Origin of the sequence: Methylomicrobium agile (assembly GCF_000733855.1) — a bacterium.
Classification (GTDB): domain Bacteria; phylum Pseudomonadota; class Gammaproteobacteria; order Methylococcales; family Methylomonadaceae; genus Methylomicrobium; species Methylomicrobium agile.
On record NZ_JPOJ01000001.1, the window covers coordinates 3743543 to 3758080 of the forward strand.

Consider the following 14538-nt stretch of genomic DNA (forward strand, 5'->3'; position numbering starts at 1 on the left):
TCGAAACGGGTAAATCGGCTTTAGGGTTTGCTGTACTCATATTGGCCTTCTGCGTTTTTTTCCCGTTTTAAAATGCCTTCCCTCACCATCTTTGCCAATTTACCCGAAATATCGCTTTGCCTGATCTTCTTGGCGAAATTGACTTCACAATATTCGATAATCGAGCGGATCGACTGCGGTTGTTCGAAGAAAGCGCTTTCGGCCAGTTTGGTGAGTATGGACACGGGGCCTTCCCCGTTCGCTGCCCTGTCTGTCGACAACGATCTAACTTTTGATTTGATTCTTTTTCTTTTGGGGCGAGGAGGGATGTGTTCCGGTTCTTGTGCCGTGATGTCCAGCGCTTTCTTTTGCTGGGCATTGAAGACCAAATCGATAATGCGCAGCTGTACGGCTTCGGATGTAAAGGAATTGATGACTTCTGAAAGTTCTTTCAGCTGATTTTTGACTTCTTCAATATTTTCGATCATATTCTTTGCCTCGCCGAGAGCACGAAAATCTAGCACCATAGCACCATAAGACTTGCTAGGTAATGTAGCACTATATTTTCGTAGTATATCACCAGCTCATACTCTAGCTCTACATCTACAGTAGATAATAGATTTTGAGAAATGCGCGATAAAGAATGACGGTTTTAGCCGCGGAAGGCATTAAAATTAACTCTTTTTCAATCTTTGAGGTTCTTCGATGCAGTGTCGAGCTGGCTGCGGCGCGTGTTGTATCGCGCCGTCCATTTCTTCCCCGATGCCGTTACATCCCTTCGGCAAGCCCGCCGGCATACACTGCCTGCATTTGGACAAAGAAAACAAATGCGCGATATTTCTGCACCCCAGCCGCCCTCGCGTATGCGCCGGCTTTCAGCCGACCGAAGATGTCTGCGGTAGCAGCAGGGAAGAGGCAATGGCGATTTTATCGGAATGGGAAAGCCTGACCGAGCCGGTGCAACCGTCTCCGGAGATGCGAAAAAAGGCTGAATCTTCGCCGGATTTCAAGACTGATGCTTCGTTGTCCGCAGTGGACGTCTAGCCTTTCAGCCCGATGCACTGGCCCGACAGCCGCCGTTCGCTATTATAACGACGGCTGTGCAAAGTTTAGGATCGCGGGTTTCCCGGCGATAACACAACGCCGGGCGGTAGGCTAAGTTTTCGCGTATTCCTGCGATTGAATCGATAATATGTAGAAGAGATCAACGGTTGATGATTTTGCTTAACCGGTCGACTTTGGCCGAGTTTTGTTCGAAGGCTTCGATCATCGCGTCGTAAGCCGGGCGATTGGCAGGCGCGGCCTTATCGGCAGGCTTTACGGATACGAGGTCCTCGCCTGACGCATCGGTAGCGGATTTTTCGGTTTCGGAATTATCCGCCTTCGGATCGGCAGAACTATCGAAGGAGGTATCCAGATCCAAATGATCGAGGCCGATCTCGGTTTTTCCGTCATTCACCAGATGCCGGCGATACTGCAGGAAGGACTCGCGGGTAAACACATACGGGTCCAATGCGGCCTCGTCGATAAAGTTCAACGCGCCTTGGGCTTTGGCGCGATCGTTGATGCCTTCTATAATACCGGTAAACGGTACATAGGTGCCCGGATTGGCTGCTCTGTCCACGATACCGCCGCTACCGTCACGGATAGTTGTAGGCCCCATGACCGGAAGCACCAGATAGGGACCTTCGCCGACACCCCAGACTGCCAGTGTTTGCCCGAAGTCTTCGACGTTGGAATGTAAACCCAATTCGCTCGCTACATCGACCAGACCTGCGATGCCTATCGTCGTATTGGTCAGAAATCGGCCGGTATCCGAGGCGCCTTGAGCGAACTTTCCCTGCAGGAAGTCATTCAAGACGACATTGATGCCTTTCAGGTTATTAAAGAAATTGCTGACGCCGGTTTCCACGAAATCGGGCGTAATAAATTTATAACCGTCGGAGACCGGTTTGAAAAAATATTTATCCAATTTCATATTGAAGTTATACATCGACCGGTTGAATCCTTCAAAAGGATCCGTCTGGCTTGCCTGAGGCGGGGGTGTTGTAATGTCTACCGACGATTCCTTATCTTTCGCGGTGCTCGCACAGCCTGTCAGCATCAAGGTGCTCGCTACTAAAAAGACGGGTACTGAAAGGGCTTGGCTTATACCGGAATGGAATGGGATAAACATTTTGTGCATTTCCTAATCAAGGTCAGTGGTTTGAGAGGTATTGAAAAACGGGGATTAAAAGGCTGCCGCAATGGATTGATAGTTGTGATTCAATATTAATAATATTGTAACACTTTAGTTATTATCGGAATAAAAATCATCGGTATCCGAACGACTCGGAGTGGACAGTTCATCCTTGTCCGACCGCCTGGCCTGGTACCTGCGGCGACAAAAGCATTGGCTCTTCGCCGGCTCGGAATGCACCGGAAGGCGCACTGCCATCATCAAATGCTGTTGCACGGCCAGGCTCTCAACGGCCCTGGTTCTTCGTCCCGATGCTGGAAAAACTGCCTATTTAGCCCAACGGATGCATCGACGAATTATTTGCCTTTCCGCTCTCCGCCGATTAAACCAGAGTGCCAGCCGGTCGGGCCATGTGGCGAGGCTGTTAAAAAATTGAGCTATTTCCTATGTTTAGGCAATAACCGATACAAATTCAGCAAGGGTAAATAAGGTTCGCATTCAATTGTAATGTTGCGTTTTGCCAAACGACATTCTTTCGCAGCAGGTTGGTCCGGCAACAACGTTTTGGGGGGAAGGGGAACATTCGGTGTACACACATAGAAAGTGGGCGTATGCGCGTAACGCTGGATGCGTTTTTCTACGCCATCCTGATTGACGTACAGGTTAACTCGCCGATGAATGCTTTCCGGGAAAACTTGTACCAAATACTCGTCGTCGATAGCATAAAACCGCTCAAGCTCATAATATATGGCATCATGCTCAGCCCATGATCGCTGCAAAAGCTTATCCAATCGTGCCTGAACTTCAGCCCGATCCAGCTTTATGGTTTTACGATAACGATTCCAGAAAAAGCCGGCCGAAAGCACGGGGTAGGGAAGTGCGATAAATTTCCGGCAGGCTTGCCGGCGATTGAATCGCGGATAACCCAAGCGGGTCATGGCTCTTTTTGATAACCGATCGCGATTATCATCTTCGTCTTCGAGATCGGAGATTTCAAGCTCACCTTCCAGCAAATCCATTTTCATTAGCTGCTTATGCAGCAGATCCCGGCATTCGTTCACCTTGTTTAGCGTTAGGTACGTACTCATAGAGCAAGGTGCCAGTCCATTATATTGAAGAGTAGTTCCAGGTTCCTGCCCATCGTCGGTATAGGACCAGCTCAGCACGATGCTTTTCAGCATATTCCGGCTTGCGGCATGATCCCCATCAATTTGCTGAATCCAGGCGGAATAAGCGGCGTCATCATTCAGGCAGGCAATCAGCTCGTTATGGGACTCTCTAAATGCCGTAAAGACGGCGAGTAGCTCGGCTTTTAATTCGGATTCTTTAGATGACATTATATTACCTCAACGTTCTATATTTTTATATTATCTGATAATAGTTTCTTTATTATAACCACAGACCGAGTAAAGACAGTCTGTACCAAAACGGTCTTCACCTTCGCCGCCTATAATTCGATACGAATGGGCGCCATTTTAGGTTGGCGATACCGTACCGTCTAGGCGTTCATACGCCTGAAATCCACCAAACAAACGGCGGCATTAGGTCCCTTCCGGGCGAAGAGAGTTGGCTAAAACGAGTTTTCGAGGGCTGATCCGGCTTTCGGAAGACTCTACAGCGCAAAAAATGGGAAGGAAGCTACGAGTATTTTTCAGCAACCTGTTAAGACGATAGCAATCATTGTCCTGCGGAATCGGAAATTCGGCGACATTCAATTTTCCGATTTTACATTTTCCTGAGGAGGATTTATTCGAAGTTTTCAATTAAGCTTCGAAGTGATGTTGTCCTCTTCAAAATCGGTCGAAGGTTTAAATAAGTTTACGATAATCCACCAGCTCAATTTCAAAAACATCGCTCCCGCAAAAACGAATAAAAGCCCCGTCTGGTACATTTCCCGCCACATGGTTCCTTTTCTAAGATAAGGAACCACAAGAGAAGCATCGGCGAGCCTATACAAAAGAAATGCTGAAACGATGAAAACCGTAATGCTCGCGAAAAACTTTTTACCGGTCAGAAACAATGGCAAAAACGCCAAGATAGGGCATAGCACTAATAGCAGAGTCGTCGCTTTATTGATTAGATTCGTCAATAACGGATCCTGCATTTGGGATAATTTTTCTTGCGTTTGACTGCGCACCTCGATCGCTTCATCGTGCAACAGCGGAGCGATATGGAGAAGCGCTTCTTTACCTTGTAATTCTACCAGGGCGTCCATCGCGCCTACCCGTATGGCAGGGTCTTTATCTTTCAGAAAATGGATGATTGTCGGGATAGCTTCTTGCCCCTGTAATTTCGCTACCGATTCCAACGCGGCTAAACGTACCTCGATTTCGCTATCCCGCAGGAGTGGAACAATACTGGAAACGGCTCCTGTCGCCTGTAGATCCTTTAATGTAGCGACCGCCGTATAGCGGGTATTTTTATCGCTGCTTTGCAAAAGAGGAAGCAAGTGAGGGATGACATGTTTTTCAGAAATGCCTTTGTTTTCATCGCGGAATTCTTTTAATAATCCCATTGCTCGAATTCGTACCCGATCGTCGCTGTCATGTAAAAAAGCGGCGAGGTGAGGGATCAATGCTTCTCTTTGCAGTTTCGATAACGAGTTTATCGCCCGAAGACGGACATGGCCGACATTATCTTTAAGCAATGGCATGATGCTGGGTATGGCGGCTTTTCCCTGAAGATCCTCCAGCACGGATATTGCATTGCCGCGCACTTCGAAATCGCTATCCTGCAAAAGCGGAACAATACCGGGAATCGCTTCTTTTGCCTTTATTTTAGCTAACAGGGCGAGGGCGGCAAAACGCATCTTCGCATTGTTGTCGCGCAGCAGCGGCATGATCCCCCGAATCGACTCCTGAGCCCCCAATTCCTGTAATGCCCGCAATGCGCTCAAACGCACAGCGTCATCCTTATCCTGCAACAGCGGCATGACTGCAGGAAGCGCCGCTTTCCCTTGCAATAGGGTCAGTATTTCGATGGCCCGAATGCGTACATTGCTCTCATTGTCTTTCAGCAGCGCGGTAACTTCAGGAATCGCTTCTGTCCCCTGCATTTCTCTGAGGGTATTCAATGCCTCCATACGGACATTGCTGTCGCTGTCCTTCAAGAGCGCTGCAATGTCCGGAATGGCTTCTTTGGCTTCCAACTGCAATAGCGCGGCCATCGCATCGATGCGTGTCTTGCTGTCTTTTTGTTTCAACAAAGGAATAATGCTGGAAATCGCTTCCTTCGCGCGGAACTGCACCAGAACTTTTATGGCTTTATCACGCACATCACCGTTTATGTCCTGCAATAACGGAATAATGCCGGGTACTGCTTGCCTTACGTTTAATTGCCCCACTACTTCAATGGCTGCATCCCGTACATAAGCTTCGCTATCCTGTAAAAGCGGAATAATACTGGAAATCGCTTTCTTCTCGGCCAGTCGCTGCAACAGTTCCAATATCTCGTTCCTGCTGTTGCCTGATGTTTTATTATACTTTTTCTGATTTGGGGCAACAGAAGAGACAAACTGTTTTTTTTGTGGCGGCGTCAATACTTTTTTATTGGACTTGTTTTTTCTTTTGTCTTCCTTTTTTTCGGCCAGACATTGCTTTTCAGGCCCGGAAGATCGGTTAAAACACGGTAATATTTGTTTGGCTGAAACAAGAGTATTTCCAAATAAAAAACCGATGAAAAAAATAAAATAAAGTATTATTTTCATATTTCTCTAAAAACTCTATTTATTCCAGAGGAGCGAATGGGTCAACAACCCGATCGAATAAGGCTTTTTTATTATACGCCATTGCTCAATTCTGTTTTTGCCCCTGCAGCTTATGGTCCGGTCTCTTTTTCAGACCCGAGCTATTCGGCAAAAGCTCTAGCGTTGCTGCTTATTATGGTAGGGAGCGAATCCGGAAAACCGTGCGCTTCTGCATTAAAAACACGTATTAGTTTAGACGACTTTCCGGAACTGTAAGGAACTGTAACTGTGCCGACGACACCACGAATTAACTCAGAAACATTGCAGGCGAGGAAAGTGCTTGATTTTACAAGTCTGAAACCCGGCTTTCCGATCAACCTATCCCGGGTGGCCCTTGCCTCATTAACCGCGGCCGTGCGGCAGGGAACAATGTGGCCTTGAATGGGTGGCGGCCGAGGCTGCCTCGGCCGCGGCTGTCACTGGAGGCGGTTCAAATAGGCGAAATAATTGTCCTGCCGATTTTCGTTCGCTTCGATCTCCAGGATTTTCACTTTGCAATAGTGCTTGGGCGGTTCCAGCCCCAGTCTTTCCAGGCTTTGAATTTGGTGGGTAATGGTGATCTTCAGGGCTTCCAGGGCTTTTTCCTCGGTCGACCCATTAGCTATGCATCCGGGTATATCCGGGCTATATGCCGAAAAATTTTTTGTTAAACCTTTGTTAGTTGGCTGTATTATCGCTAATAGTTTCATTTTTACTCTCTCTAATTTCGAAAGCTTGCCGTTAAAAAATATCTTTTCCATAAAAATAAATTTTAGCGGTCAAGTGTATTTTTCGAGTCGGAGATTGTAAATGTTTAAAAAAAGATAGTTTGGTATACAGAATTAATAACCAAACTATCCATTTGGAAAACCAATTTTAATTTAGTCCTGTCTGGAAGCCTTGCCTTTCCTGGAGGTCGAAGAGATCCGTTTTTTGCTTTTGGCCAGTTTTTTGACTTCCTTGGATTCCGCTGCAGGTTTTCCCGATTCGTCCATTTTCGAGATATTCAACCGTTGTCCCGCCACCCGGACTTTTTTTAGCGCCTGAAACAGCTCTTTCGGCATGCCGGCAGGCAATTCCACCGTACTGTAGTCATCTTCGATATTGATCCGCGCGATATGTTCGCCGTCCAGGCCGGTTTCGTTCGCGATCGCGCCGACGATGTTGCCGGGCTTTACGCCGTGCTTGTAGCCGACTTCGATCCGGAACAGTTCCATTTCGATTCCGGTCAGCGCATCGCTGTGTTTACCCTTTTGCTCGCGCTTCGGCTTTTCTTCGGTGCGTACGGAGCCGTCCTTGTATTCTTTGCCTTTTTTCGGCGGTTGCTGCATCAACAGCGGCACGTCGCCCTGGAACAGCTTGGCGAGCGCCGAGGCGATTTCGAGCGCACTGACGTTGTGCTCCTGCTGGTACTGTTCGATCAACTGGCTGTAGAAACTCAATTCTTCAGCCGCCAGCGTGTCGGTGATCTGTTGTTTGAAGCGTGCGATACGCTTGTTGTTGATCACTTCGGTCGAGGGCAGTTCCATCTGTTCGACTTTCTGTTTGGTGGCTTTTTCGATATTGCCGAGCAGTTTGCGTTCGCGCGGCGCCACGAACAGAATCGCATCGCCGGTGCGGCCCGCGCGTCCGGTACGGCCGATCCGGTGAACGTAGGATTCGGTATCGTACGGAATGTCGTAATTGACGACATGGGTGATCCGGTCCACGTCCAAGCCGCGTGCCGCCACATCGGTCGCGATCAGAATATCCAGCTTGCCGGACTTCAGATTCGCGATCGCCCGTTCGCGCAGCGCTTGCGACATGTCGCCGTTGATCGCCGCGGCGGAAAACCCCCGCGCTTCGAGCCGTTCGGCCAGTTCGACCGTAGCGGTTTTGGTTCTGACAAAGATGATCATCCCGTCGAAGGTTTCCGCTTCGAGAATTCGGGTCAGCGCATCCAGCTTGTGCAGGCCGCTGACCACCCAATAGCGTTGGCGGATGTTTTCGGCCGAGGCGGTGGTCACCTTGATCGTGACCTGTTCGGGATCGGTCAGATATTCCTGGGCGATTTTGCGGATCGGCGGCGGCATTGTCGCCGAAAACAGCGCGGTCTGACGGTTTTCCGGCGTCTGTTCGAGGATCCATTCGACATCGTCGATGAAGCCCATGCGCAACATTTCGTCGGCCTCGTCCAACACCAGCGTGCTCAAGTTTTCCAGCTTCAGCGTGCCGCGCCGCATGTGATCCATCACCCGGCCCGGCGTGCCGACGACAACATGCGCGCCGCGGCCGAGATGGCGCAGTTGCGAGCTGTAATCCTGGCCGCCGTAGATCGGCAGCACATGAAAGCCTTTGAGGTGCGCCGCATAGCGTTGGAATGCCTCGGCGACCTGGATCGCCAGTTCGCGGGTCGGCGCCAGCACCAGAACTTGCGGGTCGCGTTGCTTCAGGTCGATCCGCGACAGAATCGGCAACGCGAACGCGGCGGTTTTTCCGGTGCCGGTTTGCGCCTGTCCGAGCACGTCCTTGCCTTGCAGCATGAAGGGAATCACTTGCGCCTGAATCGGCGACGGGGTTTCATAACCAACATCCTCCAACGCTTTCAGCACGGGGGCGATCAGTGCTAAATCCTGGAATGAAGGTGATGAAGGAACAGCTTGGGTCATGAATTTACCTGCAGAGTCGGAGAAGGGCTATATTGCCCAGAAGAAATGTGAAATGTAACCGTTCATTGTAGTACAGTTTTAGATTACGCGCAGGATTTCAATGTGGCGTGTACCGTAAAGGTAAATAATACAAGCTGAGTTTTGCCGATTTGCTTGGTATAATGGGAAATTATTTCACAAAATCCATTCCACCGAGGAGTCCATGATTCAAGGCAGTATCGTAGCGCTGGTTACACCCATGTTTGAAAACGGCGCGGTAGACAAGGAAAGTCTGAAAAAACTGGTCGAATTTCACATCGCGGAAGGCACCGACGCGCTGGTTGCGGTCGGCACCACCGGCGAATCTGCAACCCTGGATGAAGACGAACATTGCGATGTGATCGCTTCGATCATTGCATTCGCGGCTGGCCGGATCCCGGTGATCGCCGGTACCGGCGCCAATTCGACGAGCGAAGCGATTCATCTGACCCGCCGCGCCAAGGAACTCGGTGCCGATGCCTGCCTTTTGGTTACCCCTTACTACAACAAGCCGACCCAGGAAGGTTTGTTTCTGCACTTTCAGGCCGTCAACGATGCGGTCGATATTCCGCAAATTCTTTACAACGTGCCGGGCAGAACCGCCTGCGACATGCTGCCGGAAACGATCGGTCGGCTTTCCAAGCTCAAAAACATCGTCGGCGTGAAAGAAGCCACCGGCGACCTGACGCGCGTTCCGAAAATCCGTGAACTGTGCGGCGAGAATTTCGCGCTCTACACCGGCGACGATGCCACCAGCTGCGAGTTTTGTTTGATGGGCGGCAACGGCAGCATCACCGTGACCGGCAATGTCGCCCCGAAACTGGTTCACGAGATGTTGGCCGCCGCGATGGCCGGCGATGCCGAAACCGCCCGCGCAATCGACGAAAAATTGATCGGCCTGCACAAGACCTTGTTCATTCAATCCAACCCGATCCCGGTCAAATGGGCGGTCGCCGAAATGGGCCTGATGCCGCGCGGAATCCGCCTGCCGCTGACCTGGCTGACGCAGGACTGTTACGATGCCGTTCGCGCTGCAATGCGGCAGGCCGGAGTCAATTAAAACGCGATGAACAAGCGCAAAGGCCTACTCTTTCCGGTCATGGCGGTAGTGTTGAATTTGTCCGCATGCAGCACTATTCAAAGCATGTTTCCGGATAAGGAAAAAGATTATCAGTTTACGACCGAAATCCCGCCTCTGGTTTTGCCCGAAGAGTTGAGCCAAGGGGCTGCCGGCAAGGCGGCCGAGACGACTGTGAAACCGGAGGGTGAGCCTGTTGAAGAAACCCGGCAGGCAGCCGAAACCGGCAAGGCGGGCGAAGCGGCTGAAGAGACTGCACAACCGGAACAGGCTACAGCCGAAGAACAAGCCGGACAGGAATCACCGCAGCCCGAAGAGTCGGAGGATTCGGCCCGGCCGGAGCAAACGGCCGAACCGGCGGAAGCATCAAAGGACGGTGACAAAGATAAAGGCACTCCGGTCGAATTGGTACGTTTTTCCGACGGCGAGCGCCGGCTGAGAATCTATAGTTCATCCGATCGGGCATGGCATCTGGTCAGTAAGGCATTGAGCCGCAATGCGATCGAGGTAACGCAGCGCGACCAGGACCAGAAGCTGTTTTACGTTCAGTACGATTCCGAGAAGGAAAAGGCCGAAGACGGATCGCTTCTGGATGAGGCCATTTTTCTGTTCAAAGGATTTGAAGCGAACGAGAAACAGTATTTGCTCAAGTTGATCGCTGTCGACGGCAAGAGCGACTTGGCGATCACGAACAAGGATCTGGAGCCGGTCCCCGACGATGAGACGGCGGTTAAACTATTGCGGTTGCTGGGCGGAACGATCCAAGGCAATTAAGTAAGAGGGTAGGGTACGCTTTGCGTACCTTAGTCTGGGACAAAGCCGCTTGATAACCGTAAAAGGTACGCGATGCGTATCTTACATACTCACGAACGTCGGGAGCCGTGAAATCGGTACGCTATGGCTGAACCGGATTGTTTTCGCAGGCATACCTCGCTTCTAAGTTTTCATCTTTTTTCATTCTATCGATTCATGCTAATCATTCCCGGTCCCGTTGCACTTTCCGATTTCCGTATCACCAAACTGCTCGCCGATTTGCAGGCCGTCGAACCGGGAATTTATTCCTTGTCGGCGCGCTTCGTGCATTTCGTCGATCAAGAGGGCGATCTGCGGAACGACCAGCAAAGCATTCTGAAGCAACTGCTGGATTACGGTTCGGGTCCTGCCGATATTACCGAAGAAGGCATTCGCTTGGTGGTCGTACCGCGCCCCGGCACGATTTCGCCGTGGTCTAGCAAGGCCACCGAAATCGCGCAACGTTGCGGCCTGGGATCGGTCAACCGGATCGAACGCGGCATCGAATACAGCCTGCAAGCCGGCACGGCGCCGAGCGATTCCGTGCAGCGGCAATTGGCGGCCCAGTTGCACGATCGGATGACGCAAAGCGTGTGCTACGGCGGCCACACGCCGGATTTGTTCGGCAAGCACGAACCGCAGCCGTTGCAGCGCGTCGCGATCGTCGAGGAAGGCAAGCCGGCGTTGGTGCAGGCCAACCGGATCCTGGGCCTGGCATTGTCGGAAGACGAAATCGACTATCTGGTTTCCGCATTCGAGAGCTTGGGCAGAAACCCGACCGACGTCGAGCTGATGATGTTTGCGCAGGCGAATTCCGAACACTGCCGGCACAAGATTTTCAATGCGCACTGGACGATCGACGGTGTACAGGAAGGAAAAACCCTGTTCGGAATGATCCGCAATACGACCCAGCAGCATCCGGACGGCATTCTGTCCGCCTACAGCGATAATGCGTCGGTTATCGAAGGTTTCAACAACCGGGTTTTCCGCCGCGATCCCGCCACCGGCCTTTACGATTACATCGAGGAAGACGCGCATATCCTGATGAAGGTCGAAACCCACAATCACCCGACCGCGATTTCGCCGCATCCGGGCGCCGCCACCGGCTCCGGCGGCGAGATTCGCGACGAAGGCGCGACCGGCCGTGGCTCTACCCCGAAAGCCGGCCTGACCGGATTCTCGGTATCGCACCTGAAAGTGCCGGGTTATGAACAGCCGTGGGAAGAAGACCACGGCAAGCCGTCGCGCATCGCCTCCGCACTCGACATTATGCTTGAAGGCCCGATCGGCGGGGCTGCGTTCAACAACGAATTCGGCCGCCCGAATTTAGCCGGCTATTTCCGCAGCTACGAACAACCGGCGCCAGGTGCGGATAAGAACAATTACCGCGGCTATCACAAGCCGATCATGATCGCGGGTGGAATGGGTTCGATCCGGCCGATGCTGGTGAACAAGCAGCCGATTCCCGCAGGATCCCTGATCATCATTCTCGGGGGGCCTGCGATGCTGATCGGTCTCGGCGGCGGCGCGGCCTCGTCGCTGGCTTCAGGCGAAAGCTCCGAAGACCTCGATTTCGCTTCCGTGCAGCGCGAAAACCCGGAAATGCAGCGCCGCTGCCAAGAAGTGATCAACCACTGTAACGCGCTCGGCGCGGATTCGCCGATTGTTTCAATCCACGATATCGGCGCAGGCGGTTTGTCGAACGCGGTACCCGAAATCATCCACGACTGCGAGCGCGGCGGACGCTTCGAGCTGCGCAAGGTGAATAACGCCGACATCGGCATGTCGCCGATGCAGATCTGGTGCAACGAGGCGCAGGAACGTTATGTCGTCGCGATTAGGCCCGAGTCGCTCGACCAATTCCAGGCGTTCTGCGAACGCGAGCATTGCTTATATGCGGTAATCGGCGCCGCGACCGAAGAAGAACAACTGCGACTCGACGACAGCCTGCTCGACGATGCGCCTGTCGATCTGCCGATGTCGGTCTTGTTCGGGAAGCCGCCCAGGATGCATCGTGACGTACAGCGGCAAAAGCCCGCGCTGCAGCCGGTCGATCTTGGCGGCATCGAGCTCGGCGAAGCGGTCAGGCGCGTGCTGTCGTTTCCCGCGGTCGCGGACAAAAGTTTTCTGATCCATATCGGCGACCGTTCGGTGACCGGCCTGGTCGCGCGCGATCAGATGGTCGGCCCCTGGCAAGTGCCGGTCGCCGATGCCGCGGTGACGGCTTCGGGTTTTTATGCCGAAACCGGCGAAGCGATGGCGATGGGCGAGAGGACGCCGCTTGCGGTGATCGATGCGGCGGCTTCGGGGCGGATGGCGATCGGCGAGGCAATCACGAATATCGCCGCCGCCCGGATCGACCAGCTCGGCGACATCAAACTGTCCGCCAACTGGATGGCCGCGGCCGGCTTTCCGGGCGAGGATGCGGCACTGTTCGACATGGTCGAGGCGGTCGGGATGGAACTTTGCCCGGCACTGGGCATTGCGATACCGGTCGGCAAGGATTCGTTGTCGATGAAAACGGTCTGGAAAGACGCGGATGGCGAAAAAACGATGACCGCGCCGCTGTCCTTGATCGTTACCGCGTTCGCGCCGGTCACCGACATCAGGAAGACGCTGACGCCGCAGCTTTGCTGCCAGGCGCACGGCAGCGTGCTGATCCTGATCGATCTCGGCCGGGGCAAAAACCGCCTCGGCGGCTCGGCGCTGGCCCAGGTTTACCGGCAGCTCGGCGACACGAGCCCGAACCTCGACGATCCGGCCCTGCTGAAAGCGTTTTTCGAAGCGATACAGAACCTGAACGGGCAAGGCAAGCTTCTGGCCTACCACGACCGCGCGGACGGAGGCCTTTTGGCCACGGTCGCGGAAATGATCTTTGCGGGCCGCTTCGGCGCGGAACTGATTCTGGACGATCACGGCGATCTGCTGTCGGCCTTGTTCAACGAAGAACTGGGGGCTGTAATCCAGGTCCGGACCGGCGAGGCGGACGATGTGTTGGACGCGTTGAAACAGGCCGGCCTCGGCGAAGTCAGCCGGATCATCGGCCGCGTCGTCGAACGCCAGCAGCTGACCATGATCCATAACGGCCGTATCGTTTATCAGGCATCGCGCGCCGAGATGCAGTCGCACTGGTCCGAGCTCAGTTACCGGATGCAGGCGTTGCGCGACAATCCGGACTGCGCGCTGCAGCAGTTCGAACGGATCCGGGACGACAACGATCCGGGCCTGAACGTCAAGCTGACTTTCGATCCGAACGACGATGTCGCCGCGCCTTTCATTTTTGCTTCCGCGAAGCCGAAAGTCGCGATTCTGCGCGAGCAGGGCGTCAACGGCCACGTCGAAATGGCCGCCGCGTTCGACCGCGCCGGCTTCGCCAGCATCGACGTGCATATGAGCGACATCATCTCGGGGCGCGTCGATTTGTCGGTGTTCAAGGGCCTTGTCGCCTGCGGCGGCTTTTCGTATGGCGACGTGCTCGGCGCCGGCGGCGGCTGGGCCAGATCGATCCTGTTCAATGCCCGCGCGCGCGAACAGTTCGAAGCGTTCTTCAACCGCCCCGATACCTTCGGCCTTGGCGTCTGCAACGGCTGCCAGATGATGTCCGGACTGAAAGACATCATTCCCGGCGCGGAACTGTGGCCGCGCTTTATGCGCAACCGGTCGGAGCAGTTCGAGGCGCGGGTCGCGATGGTCGAGGTGCTGCCGTCGCCGTCGATCTTTTTCAACGGCATGGCGGGTTCCCGAATGCCGGTCGCGGTCGCGCACGGCGAAGGCCGTGCCGAATTCCCACAGGGCCATGCCAAGGCCCTTGCGGCGCAGATCGTCGCGCTGTCCTATGTCGACAACTACGGCGAATCAGCCGAAAGTTTTCCCGCCAACCCGAACGGCTCGCCGCTCGGCATCACCGGACTGACCACCCGGGACGGCCGTTTCACGATCATGATGCCGCATCCGGAACGCTGTTTCAGAACGGTGCAGAACTCCTGGCATCCCGGCGACTGGGGCGAATACGGCGCCTGGATGCGGATATTCAGAAATGCCAGGGCCGGTGTAGGTTAAAGGTTATGTTGATATGGAAGGACTGGATTATTACGAAGTAGGGCAGCTACGATTATTGTTG

At 53.4% G+C, this 14538-nt stretch carries 11 protein-coding genes; 5 read left to right on the plus strand and 6 right to left on the minus strand.

Going from position 1 to position 14538, the window contains the following annotated elements; translation table 11 throughout:
• Positions 1-20: 20 nt before the first annotated feature.
• Complete coding sequence (locus tag CC94_RS0117480) at positions 21-506, minus strand: hypothetical protein (protein WP_169740970.1); 486 nt, start codon at positions 504-506, stop codon at positions 21-23.
• Positions 507-684: 178 nt separating this feature from the next.
• Between CC94_RS0117480 and CC94_RS0117485 the strand changes: the two genes are divergently transcribed.
• The gene (locus tag CC94_RS0117485) at positions 685-1023 is read left to right on the plus strand and encodes a YkgJ family cysteine cluster protein (protein ID WP_084675379.1); all 339 of its coding nucleotides are present in this window, start codon (positions 685-687) and stop codon (positions 1021-1023) included.
• Positions 1024-1183: 160 nt separating this feature from the next.
• Here the strand turns inward: CC94_RS0117485 and CC94_RS0117490 are convergent, their stop codons facing one another.
• From CC94_RS0117490 to CC94_RS0117505, 3 genes are all read right to left on the minus strand, one after another.
• Complete coding sequence (locus tag CC94_RS0117490; protein WP_245619779.1) at positions 1184-1957, minus strand: MlaA family lipoprotein; 774 nt, start codon at positions 1955-1957, stop codon at positions 1184-1186.
• A gap of 638 nt (positions 1958-2595) precedes the next feature.
• A complete protein-coding gene (locus tag CC94_RS0117495; RefSeq protein ID WP_031431657.1) occupies positions 2596-3495 on the minus strand; it encodes a hypothetical protein in 900 nt (299 codons plus the stop codon).
• A 422-nt stretch (positions 3496-3917) separates the two neighbouring features.
• Positions 3918-5864, minus strand: coding sequence for a HEAT repeat domain-containing protein (locus CC94_RS0117505; protein WP_245619780.1), 1947 nt, complete (start codon positions 5862-5864; stop codon positions 3918-3920).
• Positions 5865-5900: 36 nt separating this feature from the next.
• Here CC94_RS0117505 and CC94_RS23855 point away from each other — a divergent pair, with 36 nt between their 5' ends.
• Positions 5901-6119, plus strand: coding sequence for a hypothetical protein (locus CC94_RS23855; RefSeq protein WP_157203462.1), 219 nt, complete (start codon positions 5901-5903; stop codon positions 6117-6119).
• A 200-nt stretch (positions 6120-6319) separates the two neighbouring features.
• Here CC94_RS23855 and CC94_RS0117510 read toward each other — a convergent pair whose 3' ends face one another.
• Complete coding sequence (locus CC94_RS0117510; RefSeq protein ID WP_005372012.1) at positions 6320-6643, minus strand: type II toxin-antitoxin system HicB family antitoxin; 324 nt, start codon at positions 6641-6643, stop codon at positions 6320-6322.
• Positions 6644-6763: 120 nt separating this feature from the next.
• Positions 6764-8530, minus strand: coding sequence for a DEAD/DEAH box helicase (locus CC94_RS0117515; protein ID WP_005372013.1), 1767 nt, complete (start codon positions 8528-8530; stop codon positions 6764-6766).
• A gap of 202 nt (positions 8531-8732) precedes the next feature.
• On the opposite strand from CC94_RS0117515, the gene dapA reads away from it, so the two are divergent.
• The 3 genes from dapA to purL all read left to right on the plus strand — a co-directional run bounded on the left by dapA (position 8733) and on the right by purL (position 14477).
• Positions 8733-9608, plus strand: a complete 876-nt coding sequence (gene dapA, locus CC94_RS0117520) for a 4-hydroxy-tetrahydrodipicolinate synthase (protein ID WP_031431660.1) — start codon at positions 8733-8735, stop codon at positions 9606-9608.
• A 6-nt stretch (positions 9609-9614) separates the two neighbouring features.
• On the plus strand, positions 9615-10400 hold the full coding sequence (gene bamC, locus CC94_RS22520) for an outer membrane protein assembly factor BamC (RefSeq protein WP_051911531.1): 786 nt from the start codon (positions 9615-9617) through the stop codon (positions 10398-10400).
• A gap of 195 nt (positions 10401-10595) precedes the next feature.
• Positions 10596-14477 (plus strand): phosphoribosylformylglycinamidine synthase, encoded by a 3882-nt coding sequence (purL, locus tag CC94_RS0117535; RefSeq protein ID WP_031431662.1) that lies wholly within the window; start codon positions 10596-10598, stop codon positions 14475-14477.
• Positions 14478-14538 lie beyond the last annotated feature (61 nt).